Consider the following 21,114-nt stretch of genomic DNA (forward strand, 5'->3'; position numbering starts at 1 on the left):
CGGCGGCTACCACCTCACACTCACCACCGACGAAGGCCGCATCACCGCCCTTGCCCTGGCGGGCGCCGCCGAAGACGGCTCCGACGTCACCATCAAGCGCTACGGCTACACCGATGGCAACCTCACCGAGGTCATCAACTCCTCCGGCCTGCCACTGAAGTTCACGTACGACGAACGCCTGCGCGTCACCTCGTGGACCGACACCAACAGCAGCCGCTACGCCTACACCTACGACGACCGCGACCGCTGTACAGCCGAAGGCGGTGAGGCCGGCCACCTCACGATCACCCTCGACTACGACGGGGCCGATCCCGCTTGGCCCGGCTGCCGCATCACCACACTCACCGGCGCCGAGAACGCCGCCACCCGCTTCGTCATCAACGACAACAGCCAGGTCGTCGCCGAAATCGACCCGCTGGGCGGCACTGTCCGCACCGAATACGACGGCAACCACCACGTCGTCTCCCGCACGAACGAGCTCGGTCACACTTCACGACTCGCACTCGATGAGAACGGGCGTCCCACGCTGGTGGTCCGCCCGGACGGCGCGCAGATGCGGATCGCGTACGACGACCTCAACAACCCCACGCTCATCCGCAGGCCGGACGGCGCCTCCTGGAGCAGGGAGTACGACGAACACGGCAACTGCACGTCCATGACCGACCCCGCAGGAGCGACAACGCGGTTCACGTTCAACTCCGTCGGTCATGTCACGCTGATCATGGACGCCCTGGGCAACACCAGGACGGTGCGCTGCAATCCAGCGGGGCTTCCCGTCTCAGCCGACGATCCGCTCGGCGCGACCATCACCTGGGAGCGTGACGCGTTCGGCAGGATCGTCACGTACACCGATCCGCTGGGACAGGTCACCCGTCTTGCCTGGACAGTCGAAGGCCTGCTCGCGAGTCGCGTCACGTCCGACGCCGCCGTCGAGACCTGGTCGTACGACGGCGAAGGCAACTGCATCAGCCACACCACACCCGCCGGCGTGGTCACGCGCTTCGAGTACACCCACTTCGACCTCCCAGCGGCCCGGGTCGGTCCCGACGGAGCGAGGTACGAGTTCACCCACGACCAGAACCTACGGCTGGCCGAGGTCACCAACCCCCAGGGCCTGACCTGGACGTATGAACACGACGCGGCAGGGCGCCTGATCTCGGAGTCCGACTTCGACGACCGGGTTCGGACGTACTCCTACGACGCGGCGGGCCGCCTGACCTCGCGTGCCAACGCGCTTGGCGTCACCAGCCAGTTCGAGCACGACGTCCTTGGCGATCTGGTTCGGAAGACCATTGGCGGCCATGTCACGGAATTCGCCTACGACCTCAATCGCGAGCTGGTCGCAGCGCAAGGGCCGGACGTCTCCGTCGCGTTGGAGCGAGACCTCAATGGCGTAGTCATCGGTGAGACGGTCAACGGTCGGCGCCTGACCCATGAGCGTGACCAGTTGGGGCGCCTCACCCACCGGGCCACTCCTTCAGGGGCCTTTACCCACTGGACATATGACGCCACAGGCAACCGCACGCAGATGGACGCGTCGGGCCGCACCATACGGTTCGACCATGACTGGTCGGGTCAGGAGACCTGCCGGTCCATCGGCCAGGGCATCACACTCACGCATGCCTACGACGGCCTCGGCCGACGCACCGCGCAGTCCCTGTCCACGTCTGCCGCCAAGGGTGCTGACGATGGTCACATCCTGCACCGCTCCTACCTGTACAGCGAGGACGGCGGTCTTGTCGGCATCGACGACCAGACGTCCGGCAGTCGGCGGTTCAGCCTCGACAGTGCGGGACGCGTCACCGCTGTCCGGGCCCAGGACTGGACCGAGCGCTACGCCTATGACGCGGCCGGCAACCTGACGGACGCCTTCTGGCCCACGGTCCATCCTGACGAAGAATCCACTGGTGGTCGCTCCTACACCGGAACGCGCATCGGCCACGCGGGCGGCACTCGTTACGAATACGACGCCCTGGGGCGCACGGTTCTACGCCAGAAGAAACGCCTGTCGCGAAAGCCTGACACCTGGCACTACACGTGGGATCCGGAAGACCGACTGGTGTCGGTGACGACACCGGACGGAACGCTATGGCGATACCTCTACGACCCGTTCGGGCGCCGCACCGCCAAGCAACGCGTCGCTGCCGACGGTGAAACGGTCGTGGAGCAGGTCGATTTCACGTGGGACGGCATCACCCTCTGCGAACAGACGACCCGAACGGAGTCCGGCCCTCGCCTGGTGACGCTCACATGGGACCACGACGGCTTTCATCCGATCGCGCAGACGGAACGCGTCACCGTGCCGGAAGCGCCGCAGGAGGAAATAGACTCCCGCTTCTTTTCCATCGTCACGGATCTGGTGGGCACGCCGACAGAACTCATTGACGAGGACGGGGGAGTCGCCTGGAAAACGCGAGCCACTCTCTGGGGAAGAACCACATGGAACGCCGACGCGGCCGCGTACACCCCTCTTCGCTTCCCGGGTCAGTACTACGACCCTGAAACCGACCTTCACTACAACTACTTCCGGCACTATGACCCTGAGACCGCTCGCTACCTGACGCCGGACCCGCTCGGCCTGGCACCGGCGCCGAACCCGGTGACGTACCCGCACAATCCGCACACCGGGGTCGACCCCCTTGGGCTGAGCCCGTACTACAGCGAGATCGCCCCGAACGGACAGCGGGGTCCGGCATACGCGGAGGTCACTCCCCAGACTCTGGACGACGCGGCCAACAACCTCATCGGCAGTCCACCAGGGCGAGGCGCCCGGCATGCTCCCGCGGGCTTCCAGGGCGGTGCGGCCGGTCATTCACGGGGACATCTGATCGGGCAGCAGTTCGGGGGCGACGGACGGGACATGCGTAACATCGTCACGCAGGGAACGACGCAGAACAACGGGCCGATCTCGGATGCCGAAGACCTCATCGCCGATCATGTGAGATCCAGTGGAAACACGGTCATCATGAGCGTTACTCCCGAATATGCTCACGGAGGCAATGTCCCCAGCCATGTTCTCATCGAGGCCGTGGACGACTTCGGCTGGTCATTCAGCACGCGACTTCCCAACATGTAGAAAGGTGCGGACCGGATGACCGACGTGAACCGTGCGGACGATCTGCTGAGCCTGACAGCGCTCTGCCCACCTCCAGCGGACCCCGGTCCATCCCACCGCGAGCGTGATGTCCGGACACCTTGGCCAATTCCCGAAAGCCACTACGATCTTGTCCGCGCATACGGCACGGGATGCTTCGACGAATTTCTGTGGATCTTCGCCATGGGCGCGGACAATGTGAACCTTGACATCGAATCCCGGACCGGTGCGACGCAGTCGATTCTCCGGGCCAAGGGCGTGCCTGACCTCCGCGAAGCCCTGACCCGATATGGCGTGACGCCGCAGGAACTCATCCAGTGGGGAGCCACCGACAACGGCGACTCGTTGTTGTGGATTCCCGCCGGTGAACCTGAGAACTGGCCGACGATCGTCATCCAGGCCGGACAGCTTGCTTTCGCTACCTCGCCGCGCAGTTCGACGGGAGTGGTGCTGGACATCCTCACGGGAGAACTCCACATCCAATTCTTCCCCGATGACTTCCCGAGCGATCACCCAGAGTTCTCGACGAATCCCTTTGCATAGAATGGCCGGCGCCGGAAACGCGTGCCGCGAGGGCGGAGTTGCCGGGATCGGCACCTGAGGTGATCGTGCGGGTGTGACGCCGAACGCCATGAGATGGAACGGTCGCGGGACGCGCCGTCACTCTCCAGGCCGAGTAGACGCGTGCCTCCCAGAGCCGAAGCTTTCGGGTTCGGTAGGTGAATCGGTGGTGAACGCCATACGGTGCGTGGGTGGCCGTTGGGGCAAGTGTGCGTCCCGGGTGGGGAGTTTGTTCCTGTCTGGTCACTGTGGGGTAGTTGTGGCGGTCGTAGCCTGAGCCGGCCGGTGGTCGCTCGGCTCCGGGGTTCCTTGTGATGGTGGGTAGGTGTTCATGCGTGGCGCCGCAGGCGGATCGGCGATACCCGTGCGGGGTACGAGCGGGTTGAAACAGCCGCTCCCTCCGCTCGCCGAGTCGGACTGGCGCACCGGTGTCGCCGCGGCCGAGCGGCTCACGCAGCCGCCCGCGGGTGCCGAGGGGGGCAGGAGCGGGGACGGCAAGCCCGCCCGCCCGCAGCGCGCCGGCACCCGGCTGTACGCCATCGACGGCATCCGCATCCTCGCCGCGCTCCTGGTGGCCCTGCACCACTTCGCCGGTACGCGGCGGGTGAACCAGCCGGGCAACGCGATCTGGGACCGTCCGGTGTCGGACATCATGCCCAATGTGTTCCGTATCGCCACGTACGGCTGGATCGGCGTCGAGATCTTCTTCGTGATCAGCGGATTCGTGATCTGCATGTCGTGCTGGGGGCGCACCCCCCGGCAGTTCTTCGTCTCGCGGGTGATCCGGCTCTACCCGGCGTACTGGTTCGCCGTCCTCTTCACCACGGGGATGCTGGTGGCCGTACCGGGGGTCTGGGAGCGGCTGCGGCCACGCGAGATCCTGCTCAACCTCACGATGCTGCAGTCCGGTTCGGGCGTGCCGAACGTCGACGGCGTCTACTGGACGCTCTGGTCGGAGCTCCGCTTCTACCTGCTCTTCATGCTGGTCGTCGCGACCGGTCTGACGTACCGCAAGGTCGTGGTGTTCTGCTGCGTGTGGGGCGCGGCCGCGATGCTCGCCCCGGCGTCCGACTTCCATCTGCTGGTGCTCGTCGCCAACCCCGAGGGCGCCTGGTACTTCATCGCGGGCCTCGCCCTCTATCTCATGCACCGCTTCGGCCAGGACCTGCTGCTGTGGGGCATCCTCGCCATGGCATGGCTGATGGGCCAGATGGAACTGGGGTACCGGATCGACAAGGTCGAGTACGTCTCCGGCTGGCGGGGCAGCGTGCTGATCTTCACCGTGTTCCTGCTGGTCATGGTCGGCATCGCGCTCGGCATGACCGACCGCGTCCAGTGGAAGTGGCTCGTCACCGCCGGCACCATGACGTACCCGCTCTATCTGATGCACTACGCGGTCGGTACGGCGCTGATCAACCGCCTGCGGGACACCATGGACGCCCGGCTGCTGGTCGTCTCCCTGATCGTCGGTTTCCTGGTCCTGAGCTACCTGGTGCACCGTTTCGTGGAGAAGCCGGTGGCGGGGCTGCTGAAGAGGGGTCTCGACTCGTCGTTCGCCCGGCTGCGCGACAACCGGAACACGGCCTGATCCGGAATCGGGGCCCGGGAACCGCGCCTGTGTTTGACCTGCGTCACCTTCGGGGTACGATCCCTGGCTCGATTGGCCAGGCCCATGCCCCGTATGGCAGACTGTCCGAGTTGCTCGGTCGAGTGCCGATGCTGCGCGTCTCCCGTCGGGAGGACCGGAAGCGAGTCCCACAGTACTCGTCGCCCCAACTGCCGTAAGGCAGCGCTGGGGCGGACGTACGGGAATCTTTCGGGAAGTGTCAGCGGGGTGCAGGCCAGGCGCCCGGTGGGTGTTCAGCCCCCGGTCCAGCGGTTGCTTTCGGGCGAGGCCGCCTCCCTGGTAGGGAAATCCGTTTACGGATATCCCTGCGGCAGGAGCGCGACACACCCGACCGCGTGGGTCGGAGGACGGGACGCGAACCCCCGGGTGGCAGAGCGTTTCACTAGACAAAGGACTACTAGTAGCCATGGCGGGACAGAAGATCCGCATCCGGCTCAAGGCCTACGACCACGAGGTCATCGATTCCTCGGCGAAGAAGATCGTCGAGACGGTGACGCGTACTGGTGCGTCGGTCGCGGGCCCGGTGCCGCTGCCCACTGAGAAGAACGTGTACTGCGTCATCAAGTCGCCGCACAAGTACAAGGACTCGCGCGAGCACTTCGAGATGCGCACGCACAAGCGCCTGATCGACATTCTCGACCCGACTCCCAAGACCGTTGACTCCCTGATGCGACTCGACCTCCCGGCCGGTGTCGACATCGAGATCAAGCTCTAAGGGCCGGTGATCTGAGAATGGCTAAGCAGATCAAGGGCATCCTGGGCGAGAAGCTCGGCATGACGCAGGTGTGGGACGAGAACAACCGTGTTGTTCCCGTCACCGTCGTCAAGGCCGGTCCGAACGTCGTGACCCAGGTCCGTACGAATGACTCCGACGGCTACGAGTCGGTCCAGATCGCCTTCGGCGACATTGACCCTCGCAAGGTGAACAAGCCCCTCAAGGGTCACTTCGCCAAGGCCGACGTCACCCCCCGCCGCCACCTCGTCGAGATCCGTACCGCTGACGCCAGCGAGTACACCCTCGGCCAGGAGATCACCGCCGAGACCTTCGAGGCCGGCGTCAAGGTGGACGTGACCGGCAAGAGCAAGGGCAAGGGCTTCGCCGGTGTCATGAAGCGTCACAACTTCCGTGGCCTCGGCGCCGGCCACGGTGTTCAGCGCAAGCACCGCTCTCCCGGTTCCATCGGTGGCTGCGCCACCCCTGGTCGTGTCTTCAAGGGCATGCGCATGGCGGGCCGTATGGGCAACGAGCGGGTCACCACCCAGAACCTGACCGTTCACGCTGTTGACGCGGAGAAGGGACTGCTCCTCATCAAGGGAGCCATCCCCGGTCCGAACGGCGGCCTTGTCCTGGTCCGTACCGCCGCCAAGGGGGCCTGAGGAACATGACCACCATCGACATTCAGTCGCCCTCCGGCGACAGCGCCGGGACCGTTGAGCTCCCGGCCGAGATCTTCGACGTAGAGAAGATCAGCATCCCGCTGCTTCACCAGGTCGTCGTCGCACAGCTGGCCGCCGCCCGTCAGGGCACGCACAAGGTCAAGCGTCGTGGCGAGGTCCGCGGTGGCGGTAGGAAGCCCTACCGTCAGAAGGGCACCGGCCGCGCCCGTCAGGGTTCGACCCGTGCTCCGCAGTTCGCCGGCGGTGGTGTCGTCCACGGCCCCACGCCGCGTGACTACTCGCAGCGGACCCCGAAGAAGATGAAGGCCGCGGCCCTGCGCCACGCCCTCACCGACCGGGCCCGCAACGCTCGCATCCACGTCATCACCGACGTGATCGAGGGCGAGACCATCTCCACCAAGGCCGCGAAGAGCTTCCTCGGCAAGATCTCGGAGCGCAAGAACGTGCTCCTGGTCATCGAGCGCTCCAACGAGGCCGCGCTGCTTTCCGCGCGCAACCTGCCCCAGGTCCACATCCTGGAGCCGGGCCAGCTGAACACGTACGACGTTCTCGTCTCGGACGACGTGGTCTTCACCCAGGCCGCTTTCGAGTCCTTCGTGTCCGGCGCGCCCTCCGCGGAGCGGAACGCTGACACCGAAGGGAGCGAAGCCTGATGGCTACGCGTCACCCGAGCATCGCCTCGAAGGCCGCCAAGGCCAAGAAGATCGCGCGCGTCGCCAAGGCGAAGCGCCACGAGGCCGAGGGCAAGAACACCGTCGAGACGCCGCTGAGCAAGAGCTTCACGGACCACCGTGACGTCCTTCTCAAGCCGGTCGTCTCCGAGAAGAGCTACGCGCTGCTCGACGAGGGCAAGTACACCTTCGTCGTCGCGCCGGGCGCCAACAAGACCCAGATCAAGCAGGCCGTCCAGGCGGTCTTCTCGGTCAAGGTCACCGGGGTCAACACGATCAACCGCCAGGGCAAGCGCAAGCGGACCAAGAGCGGTTTCGGTAAGCGTGCTGACACCAAGCGCGCCATCGTGACCCTCGCTGAGGGCGACCGTATCGACATCTTCGGCCAGGCCTCCTAACGGAGCGCCCTGGTCCGAATATCGGACGAGGACTGAGAAATGGGAATCCGCAAGTACAAGCCGACTACGCCGGGCCGCCGTGGCTCCAGCGTCGCCGACTTCGTCGAGGTCACGCGGTCCACGCCGGAGAAGTCGCTGGTTCGCCCCCTGCACAGCAAGGGCGGCCGTAACAATTCCGGTCGTGTGACCGTTCGCCACCAAGGTGGCGGACACAAGCGCGCCTACCGAGTGATCGACTTCCGTCGTCACGACAAGGACGGCGTGCCGGCGAAGGTCGCGCACATCGAGTACGACCCCAACCGCACCGCGCGCATCGCGCTGCTTCACTACGCGGACGGCGAGAAGCGTTACATCATCGCCCCCCGCAACCTGTCGCAGGGTGACCGCGTCGAGAACGGTCCCGGGGCCGACATCAAGCCGGGCAACAACCTGGCGCTCCGCAACATCCCGGTCGGTACCACGATCCACGCGATCGAGCTCCGTCCGGGTGGCGGCGCCAAGTTCGCCCGCTCCGCCGGCGCCTCGGTGCAGCTGCTCGCGAAGGAGGGCACCATGGCCCACCTCCGCATGCCGTCCGGTGAGATCCGTCTGGTCGACCAGCGCTGCCGCGCCACGGTCGGCGAGGTCGGCAACGCCGAGCAGAGCAACATCAACTGGGGCAAGGCCGGCCGCAAGCGCTGGCTGGGCGTCCGCCCGTCCGTTCGCGGTGTGGCGATGAACCCGGTTGACCACCCGCACGGTGGTGGTGAGGGCAAGACCTCCGGTGGTCGCCACCCGGTCTCCCCGTGGGGTCAGAAGGAGGGTCGTACTCGCTCGCCGAAGAAGGCTTCGAGCAAGTACATCGTCCGCCGCCGCAAGTCGAACAAGAAGCGCTAGGAGCGGGTTTAGATGCCGCGCAGTCTCAAGAAGGGGCCCTTCGTCGACGACCACCTGATCAAGAAGGTGGACGTACAGAACGAAGCCGGCACCAAGAACGTCATCAAGACCTGGTCCCGTCGCTCGATGATCATCCCGGCCATGCTCGGTCACACGATCGCGGTGCACAACGGCAAGATCCACATCCCGGTGTTTGTCACCGAGTCGATGGTCGGCCACAAGCTCGGCGAGTTCTCGCCGACGCGCACCTTCCGGGGTCACGTCAAGGACGACCGGAAGACGAAGCGCCGCTAGCGCGGGGTGGAATCGACCATGACAGACACTGGAAGGACAACCATGGAAGCCAGGGCCCAGGCGCGGTACATCCGCGTCACGCCCATGAAGGCCCGCCGTGTGGTGGACCTTATCCGTGGCATGGATGCCACGGAGGCTCAGGCGGTCCTGCGTTTCGCCGCGCAGGCCGCGAGCGTGCCGGTTGGCAAGGTGCTCGACAGCGCCATCGCCAACGCCGCGCACAACTACGACCACACCGACGCCGGCAGCCTCGTCATCTCTGAGGCGTACGTCGACGAGGGTCCGACCCTGAAGCGGTTCCGGCCGCGTGCCCAGGGCCGTGCCTACCGGATCCGCAAGCGGACCAGCCACATCACCGTGGTCGTCAGCAGCAAGGAAGGAACCCGGTAATGGGCCAGAAGGTTAACCCGCATGGGTTCCGGCTCGGCATTACCACGGACTTCAAGTCCCGTTGGTACGCCGACAAGCTGTACAAGGACTACGTCAAGGAAGACGTCGCCATCCGTCGGATGATGACGTCCGGCATGGAGCGCGCCGGCATCTCGAAGGTGGAGATCGAGCGCACCCGTGACCGCGTGCGGGTGGACATCCACACCGCGCGTCCCGGCATCGTCATCGGCCGCCGTGGCGCCGAGGCCGACCGCATCCGCGGCGACCTCGAGAAGCTCACGGGCAAGCAGGTCCAGCTGAACATCCTCGAGGTCAAGAACCCCGAGACGGACGCTCAGCTGGTCGCTCAGGCCGTTGCCGAGCAGCTGTCCTCCCGCGTCTCCTTCCGGCGTGCCATGCGTAAGAGCATGCAGTCGTCGATGAAGGCCGGCGCCAAGGGCATCAAGATCCAGTGTGGTGGCCGTCTCGGCGGCGCCGAGATGTCCCGCTCGGAGTTCTACCGCGAGGGCCGTGTGCCCCTGCACACGCTCCGCGCGAACGTCGACTACGGCTTCTTCGAGGCCAAGACGACCTTCGGCCGCATCGGTGTGAAGGTCTGGATCTACAAGGGCAACGTCAAGAACATCGCCGAGGTCCGCGCCGAGAACGCCGCTGCCCGTGCGGGTAACCGCCCGGCGCGCGGTGGCGCGGGTGGCGGCGGCGGTGACCGCCCGGCCCGTGGTGGTGCCCGTGGCGGCGAGCGTGGCGGCCGCGGCCGCAAGCCGCAGCAGTCCGCGCCGGCTGCCGAGGCCCCCAAGGCCGAAGCTCCCGCCGCCGCTCCGGCTGAGGCCGCGCCCTCTTCTACCGGTGGAACGGAGGCCTGACCGAAATGCTGATCCCCCGTAGGGTCAAGCACCGCAAGCAGCACCACCCGAAGCGCCGTGGTCAGGCCAAGGGCGGTACGCAGGTCTCGTTCGGCGAGTACGGCATTCAGGCCCTCACGCCGGCTTACGTGACCAACCGCCAGATCGAGGCGGCGCGTATCGCGATGACCCGCCACATCAAGCGTGGCGGCAAGGTCTGGATCAACATCTACCCGGACCGCCCGCTGACCAAGAAGCCTGCCGAGACCCGCATGGGTTCCGGTAAGGGTTCGCCCGAGTGGTGGGTCGCGAACGTGCACCCGGGCCGGGTCATGTTCGAACTGTCCTATCCCAACGAGAAGATCGCCCGTGAGGCCCTTACTCGCGCAGCCCACAAGCTGCCGATGAAGTGCCGGATCGTCAAGCGCGAGGCAGGTGAAGCGTGATGTCGGCCGGTACCAAGGCGTCCGAGCTGCGCGAACTGGGTGACGAGGAGCTTCTCGCGAAGCTCGTCGAAGCCAAGGAAGAGCTGTTCAACCTCCGCTTCCAGGCGGCGACCGGTCAGCTCGAGAACCACGGGCGGCTCAAGGCCGTCCGCAAGGACATCGCGCGGATCTACACCCTGATGCGTGAGCGCGAGCTGGGCATCGAGACGGTGGAGAGCGCCTGATGAGTGAGAGCAACGTGACTGAGACCGCTGAAGCCCGTAGCTTCCGCAAGACCCGTGAGGGTCTCGTCGTCAGCGACAAGATGGACAAGACCGTCGTCGTCGCTGTCGAGGACCGTGTGAAGCACGCGCTGTACGGCAAGGTCATCCGCCGTACGAGCAAGCTCAAGGCCCACGACGAGCAGAACGCCGCCGGCGTCGGCGACCGCGTCCTCCTGATGGAGACCCGGCCGCTGTCCTCGACGAAGCGCTGGCGCATCGTCGAGATCCTCGAGAAGGCCAAGTAAGTACCTGAGGGTTCCCTCAGGTTGGTTCCGCCAGGCTCGGGGCGGGGGCGCCGTAAAGGCCGACCCCGCCCCGGGAACCGGCAGACAATCAGGAGATAGACGTGATCCAGCAGGAGTCGCGACTTCGTGTCGCCGACAACACTGGTGCGAAGGAAATCCTTTGCATCCGTGTGCTCGGTGGCTCCGGTCGCCGCTACGCGGGCATCGGCGACGTGATCGTCGCCACCGTCAAGGACGCGATCCCCGGTGGCAACGTGAAGAAGGGTGACGTCATCAAGGCGGTCATCGTTCGCACCGTCAAGGAGCGCCGCCGTCCGGACGGCTCGTACATCCGCTTCGACGAGAACGCCGCTGTCATTCTCAAGAACGACGGCGACCCTCGTGGCACCCGTATCTTCGGCCCGGTGGGCCGGGAGCTGCGCGAGAAGAAGTTCATGAAGATCATCTCGCTCGCGCCGGAGGTGCTGTAAGCATGAAGATCAAGAAGGGTGACACGGTTCAGGTCATCACCGGCAAGGACAAGGGCAAGCAGGGCAAGGTCATTGCGGCCTACCCCCGCGAGGACCGCGTCCTGGTCGAGGGTGTCAACCGGGTCAAGAAGCACACCAAGGCCGGCCCGACCGCGAAGGGTTCGCAGGCCGGCGGCATCGTCACGACCGAGGCGCCCGTCCACGTCTCCAACGTCCAGCTGGTCGTTGAGAAGGACGGCAACAAGGTTGTCACGCGTGTCGGTTACCGCTTCGACGACGAGGGCAACAAGATCCGCGTTGCCAAGCGGACGGGTGAGGACATCTGATGGCTACCACCACGACTCCGCGTCTCAAGACGAAGTACCGCGAGGAAATCGCGGGCAAGCTGCTTGAAGAGTTCGCGTACGCGAACGTCATGCAGGTTCCCGGCCTCGTCAAGATCGTGGTCAACATGGGTGTCGGCGACGCCGCCCGTGACTCGAAGCTCATGGACGGTGCCGTCCGTGACCTGACCACGATCACCGGTCAGAAGCCGGCCGTCACCAAGGCCCGCAAGTCCATCGCGCAGTTCAAGCTGCGCGAGGGTCAGCCGATCGGTGCACACGTCACACTCCGTGGCGACCGCATGTGGGAGTTCCTGGACCGCACCCTGTCGCTCGCGCTTCCGCGCATCCGCGACTTCCGTGGTCTGTCCCCCAAGCAGTTCGACGGGCGTGGCAACTACACCTTCGGTCTCACGGAGCAGGTCATGTTCCACGAGATCGACCAGGACAAGATCGACCGCGTCCGGGGTATGGACATCACCGTGGTCACCACGGCGACCAACGACGCTGAGGGCCGTGCCCTTCTCCGTCACCTCGGCTTCCCCTTCAAGGAGGCGTAACCGAGATGGCGAAGAAGGCTCTGATTGCCAAGGCTGCTCGTAAGCCCAAGTTCGGCGTACGTGGCTACACGCGCTGCCAGCGCTGCGGCCGTCCGCACTCCGTGTACCGCAAGTTCGGCCTGTGCCGCATCTGCCTTCGTGAGATGGCTCACCGTGGCGAGCTGCCGGGCGTGACCAAGAGCTCCTGGTAATTCCCTAGTTGGGATTACCGGAGGCTCTCGGTAAGCAATGGGTCGGTAAGGTGCCCTGCTCTCCATGGCTTAGGCTAGGAGGGTTGGGCGCCTGCCGCCCGTACGACTTACTACGCCGTAGGTCCCCGCACCGCACCCGTCCCGCCACTGAGTGGGGAGAGGGATGGCGCACTGGAAACCCCGGCGAGAGAGGCCGAAGGCCAATTCATGACCATGACTGATCCCATCGCAGACATGCTTACCCGTCTGCGTAACGCGAACTCGGCGTACCACGACGATGTCGCGATGCCGCACAGCAAGATCAAGTCTCACATCGCGGAGATCCTCCAGCAGGAGGGCTTCATCACCGGCTGGAAGGTCGAGGACGCCGAGGTCGGCAAGAAGCTCGTCCTCGAGCTGAAGTTCGGCCCGAACCGTGAGCGCTCCATCGCGGGCATCAAGCGGATCTCGAAGCCGGGTCTGCGTGTGTACGCGAAGTCCACCTCCCTGCCCAAGGTGCTCGGTGGCCTCGGCGTGGCGATCATCTCCACGTCGCACGGTCTCCTCACTGGACAGCAGGCCGGCAAGAAGGGCGTAGGCGGAGAAGTTCTCGCCTACGTCTGGTAGCGGAAGGGAACGGAGGAAACAGCTATGTCGCGTATTGGCAAGCTCCCCATCACGGTTCCCGCCGGCGTGGACGTCACCATCGATGGCCGTACGGTCCAGGTGAAGGGCCCCAAGGGCGCTCTCTCCCACACCGTCGCGGCGCCGATCGAGGTCGCCAAGGGTGAGGACGGCATTCTCAATGTCACCCGCCCGAACGACGAGCGTCAGAACAAGGCCCTGCACGGCCTGTCCCGCACGCTGGTGGCGAACATGATCACCGGCGTGACCACGGGTTACGTGAAGAAGCTCGAAATCAGCGGTGTCGGTTACCGCGTCCTGGCGAAGGGCTCCAACCTGGAGTTCTCGCTCGGCTACAGCCACTCGATCACGGTCGAGGCGCCCGAGGGCATCTCGTTCAAGGTCGAGAACCCGACGCACTTCTCGGTCGAGGGAATCGACAAGCAGAAGGTCGGAGAGGTTGCGGCCAACATCCGCAAGCTGCGCAAGCCCGACCCGTACAAGGCCAAGGGCGTCAAGTACGAAGGCGAAGTCATCCGCCGCAAGGTCGGAAAGGCGGGTAAGTAAGCCATGGCATACGGTGTCAAGATTGCTAAGGGCGACGCTTACAAGCGTGCTGCCATCAAGCGTCGTCACATTCGGATCCGTAAGCACATCTCGGGTACGGCTGAGCGTCCGCGCCTGGTCGTGACGCGCTCCAACCGCCACATCGTGGCCCAGGTCATCGACGACGTTAAGGGTCACACCCTGGCGTCGGCGTCGACCCTGGACACCACGGTCCGCGGTGGCGAGGGCGACAAGTCCGCGCAGGCCAAGTCGGTCGGCGCCCTGGTCGCCGAGCGCGCCAAGGCCGCCGGTGTCGAGGTTGTCGTATTCGACCGTGGTGGAAACCAGTACGCCGGGCGCATTGCCGCTCTGGCGGACGCCGCCCGCGAAGCCGGACTCAAGTTCTGAGTCCTGGTTCCGTAGCTAGCGGAAACAGAGAGAGGTAATTCCAATGGCTGGACCCCAGCGCCGCGGAAGCGGTGCCGGTGGCGGCGAGCGGCGGGACCGGAAGGGCCGTGACGGCGGCGCCAGCGCTGCCGAGAAGACCGCGTACGTTGAGCGCGTTGTCGCGATCAACCGCGTCGCCAAGGTTGTGAAGGGTGGTCGTCGCTTCAGCTTCACTGCGCTCGTCGTAGTGGGCGATGGTGACGGCACCGTCGGTGTCGGTTATGGCAAGGCCAAGGAGGTGCCGGCCGCGATCGCCAAGGGTGTTGAAGAGGCCAAGAAGCACTTCTTCAAGGTCCCCCGCATCCAGGGCACCATCCCGCACCCGATCACGGGCGAGAAGGCCGCGGGCGTCGTCCTGCTCAAGCCTGCTTCCCCCGGTACCGGCGTTATCGCCGGTGGCCCGGTGCGTGCTGTCCTGGAGTGCGCCGGCGTTCACGACATCCTGTCGAAGTCGCTCGGCTCGTCCAACGCGATCAACATCGTGCACGCGACCGTGGCGGCCCTCAAGGGCCTGCAGCGTCCCGAGGAGATCGCGGCCCGCCGCGGTCTGCCCCTCGAGGACGTCGCCCCCGCGGCTCTGCTTCGTGCACGTGCGGGAGCGGGTGCGTAATGGCTCGCCTCAAGGTCACGCAGACGAAGTCGTACATCGGCAGCAAGCAGAACCACCGCGACACCCTGCGCTCCCTTGGTCTCAAGGGCATCAACACGCAGGTCGTCAAGGAGGACCGCCCCGAGTTCCGCGGAATGGTTCACGCCGTCCGCCACCTCGTGACGGTTGAGGAGGTCGACTGATCATGGCGGAGAACAACCCGCTCAAGATCCACAACCTCCGTCCCGCCCCGGGCGCCAAGACCGCCAAGACCCGTGTGGGTCGTGGTGAGGCGTCGAAGGGTAAGACGGCTGGACGTGGTACCAAGGGCACGAAGGCCCGTTACCAGGTTCCGGAGCGCTTCGAGGGTGGCCAGATGCCCCTCCACATGCGTCTTCCGAAGCTCAAGGGCTTCAGGAACCCGTTCAAGACCGAGTACCAGGTCGTGAACCTCGACAAGCTGGCGTCGCTGTACCCGGAGGGTGGCGAAGTCACCGTCGAGGGGCTCGTCGCCAACGGTGCGGTTCGCAAGAACAGCCTCGTCAAGGTCCTCGGCCAGGGCGACATCTCCGTGGCGCTGCAGGTGACGGTTGACGCCGTCTCCGGCTCCGCCAAGGAGAAGATCACCGCCGCAGGCGGCACCGTCACCGAGCTCGTCTGAATTCAGCAGGCGTCTCGATGACTTGAGCGATCCCGACCGGGGATGCCCCACAAATGGGGCATCCCCGGTTGGTCGTTCCTAGGGGCGTGGTGTCGCCGGTAAGGTGGCCTGCGCCGCTGATTTTTTCCGGTGCGCCAGTAGGGAACTCCGGGCCGCTTTTCACTGTTAGCTAGCTGTCCGTCACTTATCCGTCGAACCTCAAGACCGTCACCTCTGACGCAGTAGCGCGGGGGTCGCAGGAGGCACCGTGCTCACCGCGTTCGCCCGGGCGTTCAAGACGCCCGACCTGCGCAAGAAGCTGCTCTTCACGCTCGGCATCATCGTGGTCTATCGGGTGGGTACCCACATCCCGATCCCGGGTGTCGACTACCAGAACGTGCAGACCTGTATCGAAGTGGCCAAGGGCAACCAGGGTCTGTTCGGTCTGGTCAACATGTTCAGTGGTGGCGCGCTGCTGCAGATCACGATCTTCGCGCTGGGCATCATGCCGTACATCACGGCGAGCATCATCCTCCAGCTGCTGACCGTGGTGATCCCGCGCCTGGAAGCCCTCAAGAAGGAGGGCTCGGCCGGCACGGCGAAGATCACGCAGTACACCCGTTACCTGACGGTGGCGCTGGCCATCCTCCAGGGCACCGGCCTGGTCGCGACCGCCCGCAGCGGCGCGCTCTTCAGCGGCTGCCAGGTGGCCACCGAGATCGTGCCCGACCAGTCGATCTTCATCACCATCACGATGGTCATCACGATGACCGCCGGTACGGCCATGGTGATGTGGCTCGGTGAGCTCATCACCGACCGCGGCATCGGCAACGGCATGTCGATCCTGATGTTCATCTCGATCGCCGCCACGTTCCCCGCCGCGCTGTGGTCCATCAAGACCCAGGGCACGCTGGCCGACGGCTGGATCGAGTTCGGCACCGTCATTCTGGTCGGCCTGGTCATGGTCGGCCTCGTGGTGTTCGTCGAGCAGGCTCAGCGCCGCATTCCGGTCCAGTACGCGAAGCGCATGATCGGCCGCCGGTCCTACGGCGGCACCTCGACGTACATTCCGCTGAAGGTCAACCAGGCGGGCATCATCCCTGTGATCTTTGCCTCGTCGCTGCTCTACATCCCGGCTCTGATCGCCCAGTTCTCCAGCGGAACGTCCAGCTGGAAGACCTGGATCGAGACGAACCTGACCAAGGGTGACCACCCGATCTACATCACGGTCTACTTCTTGCTGATCGTTTTCTTCGCCTTCTTCTACGTGGCAATCTCCTTCAACCCCGAAGAAGTAGCCGACAACATGAAGAAGTATGGTGGCTTCATCCCGGGCATCCGGGCCGGCCGGCCGACCGCTGAGTACCTGGGATACGTACTCAACCGGATCACGTGGCCGGGTTCGCTGTATCTGGGTCTGATCGCTCTCGTGCCGACGATGGCGTTGGTTGGTTTCGGGGCAAACCAGAACTTCCCGTTCGGTGGTACCAGCATCCTGATCATCGTGGGTGTCGGTCTGGAGACGGTGAAGCAGATTGAGAGCCAGCTCCAGCAGCGCAATTACGAAGGGTTCCTCCGCTGATGCGAATCGTCCTCGTCGGGCCGCCCGGCGCCGGCAAGGGAACGCAGGCCGCGTTCCTCGCCACGAACCTGTCGATCCCGCACATCTCCACGGGCGACCTGTTCCGCGCCAACATCAGCCAGCAGACGGAGCTCGGCAAACTGGCGAAGTCCTTCATGGACAAGGGCGAACTGGTACCGGACGAGGTCACCATCGCGATGGCGAAGGACCGCATGGAGCAGGCCGACGCGGAGAACGGCTTTCTGCTCGACGGCTTCCCTCGTAACGTCTCGCAGGCCGAGGCGCTCGACGACATGCTGAAGGCCGAGAGCATGAAGCTCGACGCGGTGCTGGACCTCGAGGTACCCGAGGACGAGGTGGTCAAGCGGATCGCCGGACGTCGCATCTGCCGGAACGACTCGGCGCACGTTTTCCACGTCACGTACAAGCCGGCGAAGCAGGACGGCGTCTGCGATGTCTGCGGCGGCGAGCTGTACCAGCGTGACGACGACTCCGAGGAGACCGTGCGCACGCGACTCGAGGTCTACCACACGCAGACCGAGCCGATCATCGACTACTACAAGGCCCAGGGCCTGGTCGTGACGATCTCCGCGCTCGGCAAGGTGGAGGACGTCACGGCGCGTGCGATGGAGGCGTTGGCTCGCGAGGACGCGTGAGTCCCGCGTAGGCGCCGTTCTCTCGCGAGGGCGCGTCAGGTATGACTTTGCTTCGGCCGCGGCACCCCGAGGGTGCCGCGGCCGAGGTGTGAGCTGGGCCTGCGGCCGGTGTCGGGGCGAGGGCCCCGTGCCGTGTGGGGAGCGCGGACGTTGCAGCCTCGTCCGAAGGGGATACGGCGGCTCGCGCGCCGGGGTCGTGCCGCGGCCGCTGGGTGGCTCCGGTCGTGCCGCCCGGTCCCTCTGTTGTTCGGGTGCCTCGGTCCGCGGGGTGGGTGGGGGCACCCGTATCGTTGGAGTAGTCCGTTCTTTTCGGTCAGGAAGGCCGCAGTCCCATGGTGCAGATCAAGACCCCCGAGCAGATCGCCAAGATGCGTGAGGCGGGCCTGGTCGTCGCCGCCATCCACGCGGCCACCCGTGAGGCGGCCGTGCCCGGCGCCACGACGAAGGATCTGGACGAGGTCGCGCGCAAGGTCCTCGCGGAATACGGGGCGAAGTCGAACTTCCTCGGCTACGGCGGCTTCCCGGCCACCATCTGCACGTCGGCCAACGAGGTCGTCGTCCACGGCATCCCGGACGACAAGACCGTCCTGAAGGACGGCGACATCATCTCCATCGACGCCGGTGCGATCGTCGACGGGTGGCACGGCGACGCCGCGTACACCGCGTTCGTGGGCACCGGTCACGCTCCCGAGCTCCTCGAGCTCTCCCGGGTGACCGAGGAGTCGATGTGGGCGGGGATCGCCGCGATGAAGCTGGGCAACCGGCTCGTCGACGTGTCGCGCGCCATCGAGACGTACATCCGCCGCCAGCCCAAGGTCGGCGGCGGGCGGTACGGGATCGTCGAGGACTACGGCGGCCACGGCATCGGCACCGAGATGCACATGGACCCCCACCTCCTGAACTACGTCGAGCGCCGCAGGGGCAAGGGCCCGAAGCTGGTCCCGGGGTTCTGCCTCGCCATCGAACCGATGGTGTCCCTCGGCACCCCGAAGACCCAGGTGCTGGAGGACGACTGGACCGTCATCACCACGGACGGGACCTGGTCCTCGCACTGGGAGCACTCTGTCGCGTTGACGGAGGAGGGTCCGCTGGTGCTGACGGCGCCGGACGGTGGGAAGGCGAAGCTGGCGGAGTACGGGGTTGTGGCGGCGCCGGACCCTTCGGCCTGACGGCGGCCTCTCGCCTGGTCCGCCGGTCGGGGGCCGGCGCGGCCGCTCGAAGCTTGTGAGGCGCTCTGGCGCCGAGCCCGCGCGAGGGGTGTGGGGGAATGGTCGACTGGACCGTCATCACCACGGACGGACCTGGTCCTCGCACTGGGAGCACCCTGTCGCGTTGACGGAGGAGGGCCCGCTGGTGTTGACGGCGCCGGATCCGCTGGCGTGGTGGTGGTGGTGGGGCGGGTGCGGGTCGCTGCTTGGTGTGGCCGGCCGGGGTGGGGACTGCGCTGTGTGGGTGACCGGCGTGGGGGTGTTGGGGTGTGGGGGGCGCTCGGGGATGTCCGGGGCGTGTGGGTTTTTGGTGCGCCCTTTTTTGCCGGCGCGGGGGTGTCGGGCATCGGGGGATCTGGTTAATGATCTTCGAAGCCGGGCATTCTTCCTCGATTCGTCTTTCCGGGTGCGCTGACGTAGACTGACTCGTCGGCTCTCGTGCACCCGCATGCCTGCATGCGCTCGTTCGGAGTCGATCAAGGTAGTCGATTCGAAGGGCGAAGCGTGGCCAAGAAGCAAGGTGCCATCGAGATCGAGGGCACTGTCGTCGAGTCTCTTCCGAACGCAATGTTCAAGGTTGAGCTCCAGAACGGCCACCAGGTTCTGGCACACATCAGCGGCAAGATGCGTATGCACTACATCCGCATCCTCCCTGACGACAGGGTCGTGGTGGAGCTGTCTCCGTACGACCTGACGCGTGGCCGGATCGTCTACCGGTACAAGTAGATCTTGCCTGTGCCCCGTTCACGCGGGGTGGTGGCACTGACCCGGAGAACCTCACTAATGAAGGTCAAGCCGAGCGTCAAGAAGATCTGCGACAAGTGCAGGGTGATCCGCCGTCACGGCCGGGTCATGGTCATCTGCGAAAACCCGCGCCACAAGCAGCGCCAGGGCTGACGCACGACCGACCTTCTGCATCCGCAGATACTTCGCGCGACGCACGTAGTACATGTTCATACGCAGAGCCCAGGGCTGAGACTCATCAGGCCTGACACCCCCGGTCGGAGGCTGGGGACCCGGTTCGTACCGAATCTTCGAAACGAAGAGGACGGCGGGCGGGAAACGGTTCTGCGGAAGACCTCCGAACGACAACTGGAGCCATTGAATGGCACGCGTTTCCGGTGTTGACATCCCGCGCGAAAAGCGCGTGGAGGTTGCCCTCACCTACGTGTTCGGCATCGGCCGGACCCTCTCGCAGAAGACGCTGGCCGAGACCGGCGTCAACCCGAACACTCGTGTTCGTGACCTCTCCGAGGAGGAGCTGGTCAAGATCCGCGAGTACGTGGACGCCCACTTCAAGACCGAGGGTGACCTCCGTCGCGAGGTGCAGGCCGACATCCGCCGCAAGGTCGAGATCGGCTGCTACCAGGGTCTGCGTCACCGTCGCGGTCTGCCCGTTCACGGTCAGCGCACCAGCACGAACGCTCGTACCCGCAAGGGCCCGCGTCGCGCGATCGCCGGTAAGAAGAAGCCGGGCAAGAAGTAGTCCTCAGCGGACAACGCTTCATCAGCGGTCTTCGCTGTAGGACCGACCACCTCCCCGTAGGAGTTATAGATGCCCCCCAAGGGTCGTCAGGGCGCTGCCAAGAAGGTGCGCCGCAAGGAAAAGAAGAACGTCGCTCACGGGCACGCTCACATCAAGAGCACGTTCAACAACACGATCGTCTCGATCACGGACCCCGCGGGCAACGTGATCTCCTGGGCCTCCGCCGGCCACGTCGGCTTCAAGGGCTCGCGCAAGTCCACCCCCTTCGCCGCGCAGATGGCCGCCGAGTCGGCCGCCCGTCGCGCGCAGGAGCACGGCATGCGCAAGGTTGACGTCTTCGTGAAGGGCCCGGGCTCCGGTCGCGAGACCGCGATCCGTTCCCTCCAGGCCACTGGTCTCGAGGTCGGCTCCATCCAGGACGTCACCCCCACCCCGCACAACGGCTGCCGTCCGCCGAAGCGCCGCCGCGTCTGACGCACGGTAGTTCTGGGTTTCGGGCGGTACGGCTCCTCGGGGCGGTGCCGCCCGTACCCTTGCAGTAACAGACAGGACGTCAAATAGCGGGCGTCCATGACTGAAGGATCACCACATGCTGATTGCTCAGCGTCCGTCGTTGACCGAAGAGGTCGTCGACGAGTTCCGTTCCCGGTTCGTGATCGAGCCGCTGGAGCCGGGATTCGGCTACACCCTCGGCAACTCCCTTCGCCG

The 21,114-nt window shown here is 65.6% G+C and carries 31 protein-coding genes and 1 pseudogene; all 32 read left to right on the forward strand.

The genetic code is table 11. The features are described 5' to 3' along the window. A partial coding sequence (locus ACIBLC_RS41265) for an RHS repeat-associated core domain-containing protein (protein ID WP_399216647.1) occupies window positions 1-3,076 on the forward strand: 3,076 nt, incomplete at its 5' end. A gap of 15 nt (window positions 3,077-3,091) precedes the next feature. Continuing rightward, entirely contained in the window at window positions 3,092-3,637 is a 546-nt protein-coding gene (locus ACIBLC_RS41270) for a hypothetical protein (RefSeq protein ID WP_399216648.1), read from the forward strand. A gap of 349 nt (window positions 3,638-3,986) precedes the next feature. Next, window positions 3,987-5,243 (forward strand): acyltransferase family protein, encoded by a 1,257-nt coding sequence (locus ACIBLC_RS41275; RefSeq protein ID WP_399216649.1) that lies wholly within the window; start codon window positions 3,987-3,989, stop codon window positions 5,241-5,243. Between the two features lie 445 nt (window positions 5,244-5,688). After that, window positions 5,689-5,997: a 30S ribosomal protein S10 gene (gene rpsJ, locus ACIBLC_RS41280; RefSeq protein WP_003948644.1), complete on the forward strand. Its 309-nt coding sequence runs from the start codon at window positions 5,689-5,691 to the stop codon at window positions 5,995-5,997. A gap of 17 nt (window positions 5,998-6,014) precedes the next feature. Further along, window positions 6,015-6,659 carry a 50S ribosomal protein L3 gene (gene rplC, locus ACIBLC_RS41285; protein WP_399216650.1) on the forward strand — a complete coding sequence of 215 codons (645 nt, stop codon included), beginning with the start codon at window positions 6,015-6,017 and terminating at the stop codon, window positions 6,657-6,659. A gap of 5 nt (window positions 6,660-6,664) precedes the next feature. Next, a complete protein-coding gene (rplD, locus tag ACIBLC_RS41290) occupies window positions 6,665-7,333 on the forward strand; it encodes a 50S ribosomal protein L4 (protein WP_399216651.1) in 669 nt (222 codons plus the stop codon). Further along, window positions 7,333-7,749: a 50S ribosomal protein L23 gene (rplW, locus tag ACIBLC_RS41295; protein WP_365442171.1), complete on the forward strand. Its 417-nt coding sequence runs from the start codon at window positions 7,333-7,335 to the stop codon at window positions 7,747-7,749. The genes rplD and rplW overlap by 1 nt, the downstream gene beginning before the upstream one ends. 39 nt (window positions 7,750-7,788) lie before the next feature. Continuing rightward, window positions 7,789-8,625, forward strand: a complete 837-nt coding sequence (rplB, locus tag ACIBLC_RS41300) for a 50S ribosomal protein L2 (RefSeq protein WP_399216652.1) — start codon at window positions 7,789-7,791, stop codon at window positions 8,623-8,625. Window positions 8,626-8,637: 12 nt separating this feature from the next. Further along, window positions 8,638-8,919, forward strand: coding sequence for a 30S ribosomal protein S19 (gene rpsS / locus ACIBLC_RS41305; protein WP_266456015.1), 282 nt, complete (start codon window positions 8,638-8,640; stop codon window positions 8,917-8,919). Window positions 8,920-8,961: 42 nt separating this feature from the next. Continuing rightward, window positions 8,962-9,309: a 50S ribosomal protein L22 gene (gene rplV, locus ACIBLC_RS41310; RefSeq protein ID WP_266456014.1), complete on the forward strand. Its 348-nt coding sequence runs from the start codon at window positions 8,962-8,964 to the stop codon at window positions 9,307-9,309. After that, window positions 9,309-10,172 carry a 30S ribosomal protein S3 gene (gene rpsC, locus ACIBLC_RS41315; protein WP_399216653.1) on the forward strand — a complete coding sequence of 288 codons (864 nt, stop codon included), beginning with the start codon at window positions 9,309-9,311 and terminating at the stop codon, window positions 10,170-10,172. Before rplV ends, rpsC begins: the two co-directional genes overlap by 1 nt. Before the next feature lie 5 nt (window positions 10,173-10,177). Next, window positions 10,178-10,597, forward strand: a complete 420-nt coding sequence (gene rplP / locus ACIBLC_RS41320) for a 50S ribosomal protein L16 (protein WP_099500627.1) — start codon at window positions 10,178-10,180, stop codon at window positions 10,595-10,597. Continuing rightward, window positions 10,597-10,821 (forward strand): 50S ribosomal protein L29, encoded by a 225-nt coding sequence (rpmC, locus tag ACIBLC_RS41325; protein ID WP_043676824.1) that lies wholly within the window; start codon window positions 10,597-10,599, stop codon window positions 10,819-10,821. Before rplP ends, rpmC begins: the two co-directional genes overlap by 1 nt. Then, window positions 10,821-11,105 carry a 30S ribosomal protein S17 gene (gene rpsQ / locus ACIBLC_RS41330; RefSeq protein ID WP_399216654.1) on the forward strand — a complete coding sequence of 95 codons (285 nt, stop codon included), beginning with the start codon at window positions 10,821-10,823 and terminating at the stop codon, window positions 11,103-11,105. The genes rpmC and rpsQ overlap by 1 nt, the downstream gene beginning before the upstream one ends. 101 nt (window positions 11,106-11,206) lie before the next feature. Next, window positions 11,207-11,575 (forward strand): 50S ribosomal protein L14, encoded by a 369-nt coding sequence (rplN, locus tag ACIBLC_RS41335; RefSeq protein ID WP_003992364.1) that lies wholly within the window; start codon window positions 11,207-11,209, stop codon window positions 11,573-11,575. A 2-nt stretch (window positions 11,576-11,577) separates the two neighbouring features. Beyond that, a complete protein-coding gene (rplX, locus tag ACIBLC_RS41340) occupies window positions 11,578-11,901 on the forward strand; it encodes a 50S ribosomal protein L24 (protein WP_266455993.1) in 324 nt (107 codons plus the stop codon). Next, complete coding sequence (rplE, locus tag ACIBLC_RS41345) at window positions 11,901-12,458, forward strand: 50S ribosomal protein L5 (RefSeq protein WP_266455990.1); 558 nt, start codon at window positions 11,901-11,903, stop codon at window positions 12,456-12,458. Before rplX ends, rplE begins: the two co-directional genes overlap by 1 nt. 5 nt (window positions 12,459-12,463) lie before the next feature. Beyond that, the gene (locus tag ACIBLC_RS41350; protein WP_261705331.1) at window positions 12,464-12,649 is read left to right on the forward strand and encodes a type Z 30S ribosomal protein S14; all 186 of its coding nucleotides are present in this window, start codon (window positions 12,464-12,466) and stop codon (window positions 12,647-12,649) included. A gap of 207 nt (window positions 12,650-12,856) precedes the next feature. Next, entirely contained in the window at window positions 12,857-13,255 is a 399-nt protein-coding gene (gene rpsH, locus ACIBLC_RS41355; RefSeq protein ID WP_081218894.1) for a 30S ribosomal protein S8, read from the forward strand. 24 nt (window positions 13,256-13,279) lie between these two features. After that, window positions 13,280-13,819 (forward strand): 50S ribosomal protein L6, encoded by a 540-nt coding sequence (gene rplF / locus ACIBLC_RS41360; RefSeq protein ID WP_081218895.1) that lies wholly within the window; start codon window positions 13,280-13,282, stop codon window positions 13,817-13,819. Window positions 13,820-13,822: 3 nt separating this feature from the next. Next, window positions 13,823-14,206 carry a 50S ribosomal protein L18 gene (gene rplR / locus ACIBLC_RS41365; RefSeq protein WP_399216655.1) on the forward strand — a complete coding sequence of 128 codons (384 nt, stop codon included), beginning with the start codon at window positions 13,823-13,825 and terminating at the stop codon, window positions 14,204-14,206. A gap of 43 nt (window positions 14,207-14,249) precedes the next feature. Next, window positions 14,250-14,855: a 30S ribosomal protein S5 gene (gene rpsE / locus ACIBLC_RS41370; protein WP_383678741.1), complete on the forward strand. Its 606-nt coding sequence runs from the start codon at window positions 14,250-14,252 to the stop codon at window positions 14,853-14,855. Continuing rightward, the gene (gene rpmD / locus ACIBLC_RS41375) at window positions 14,855-15,037 is read left to right on the forward strand and encodes a 50S ribosomal protein L30 (RefSeq protein ID WP_365442186.1); all 183 of its coding nucleotides are present in this window, start codon (window positions 14,855-14,857) and stop codon (window positions 15,035-15,037) included. Before rpsE ends, rpmD begins: the two co-directional genes overlap by 1 nt. Window positions 15,038-15,039: 2 nt before the next feature. Continuing rightward, window positions 15,040-15,495: a 50S ribosomal protein L15 gene (gene rplO, locus ACIBLC_RS41380; protein WP_399216656.1), complete on the forward strand. Its 456-nt coding sequence runs from the start codon at window positions 15,040-15,042 to the stop codon at window positions 15,493-15,495. A 247-nt stretch (window positions 15,496-15,742) separates the two neighbouring features. Next, window positions 15,743-17,056, forward strand: coding sequence for a preprotein translocase subunit SecY (gene secY / locus ACIBLC_RS41385; RefSeq protein ID WP_399216657.1), 1,314 nt, complete (start codon window positions 15,743-15,745; stop codon window positions 17,054-17,056). Then, complete coding sequence (locus ACIBLC_RS41390) at window positions 17,056-17,712, forward strand: adenylate kinase (RefSeq protein ID WP_399216658.1); 657 nt, start codon at window positions 17,056-17,058, stop codon at window positions 17,710-17,712. Before secY ends, ACIBLC_RS41390 begins: the two co-directional genes overlap by 1 nt. 332 nt (window positions 17,713-18,044) lie before the next feature. Next, window positions 18,045-18,881, forward strand: coding sequence for a type I methionyl aminopeptidase (map, locus tag ACIBLC_RS41395; protein ID WP_399216659.1), 837 nt, complete (start codon window positions 18,045-18,047; stop codon window positions 18,879-18,881). A gap of 543 nt (window positions 18,882-19,424) precedes the next feature. After that, window positions 19,425-19,646: a translation initiation factor IF-1 gene (infA, locus tag ACIBLC_RS41400; RefSeq protein ID WP_003948620.1), complete on the forward strand. Its 222-nt coding sequence runs from the start codon at window positions 19,425-19,427 to the stop codon at window positions 19,644-19,646. A gap of 57 nt (window positions 19,647-19,703) precedes the next feature. Further along, the gene (gene rpmJ / locus ACIBLC_RS41405; protein ID WP_003998809.1) at window positions 19,704-19,817 is read left to right on the forward strand and encodes a 50S ribosomal protein L36; all 114 of its coding nucleotides are present in this window, start codon (window positions 19,704-19,706) and stop codon (window positions 19,815-19,817) included. Between the two features lie 208 nt (window positions 19,818-20,025). After that, on the forward strand, window positions 20,026-20,406 hold the full coding sequence (gene rpsM / locus ACIBLC_RS41410; protein WP_365442195.1) for a 30S ribosomal protein S13: 381 nt from the start codon (window positions 20,026-20,028) through the stop codon (window positions 20,404-20,406). A gap of 69 nt (window positions 20,407-20,475) precedes the next feature. After that, window positions 20,476-20,880, forward strand: a complete 405-nt coding sequence (rpsK, locus tag ACIBLC_RS41415) for a 30S ribosomal protein S11 (protein WP_006376016.1) — start codon at window positions 20,476-20,478, stop codon at window positions 20,878-20,880. 115 nt (window positions 20,881-20,995) lie between these two features. Continuing rightward, a pseudogene (locus ACIBLC_RS41420) lies at window positions 20,996-21,114 on the forward strand (DNA-directed RNA polymerase subunit alpha); the annotation flags it as partial.

Origin of the sequence: Streptomyces sp. NPDC050535, assembly GCF_044457665.1 — a bacterium.
Classification (GTDB): domain Bacteria; phylum Actinomycetota; class Actinomycetes; order Streptomycetales; family Streptomycetaceae; genus Streptomyces.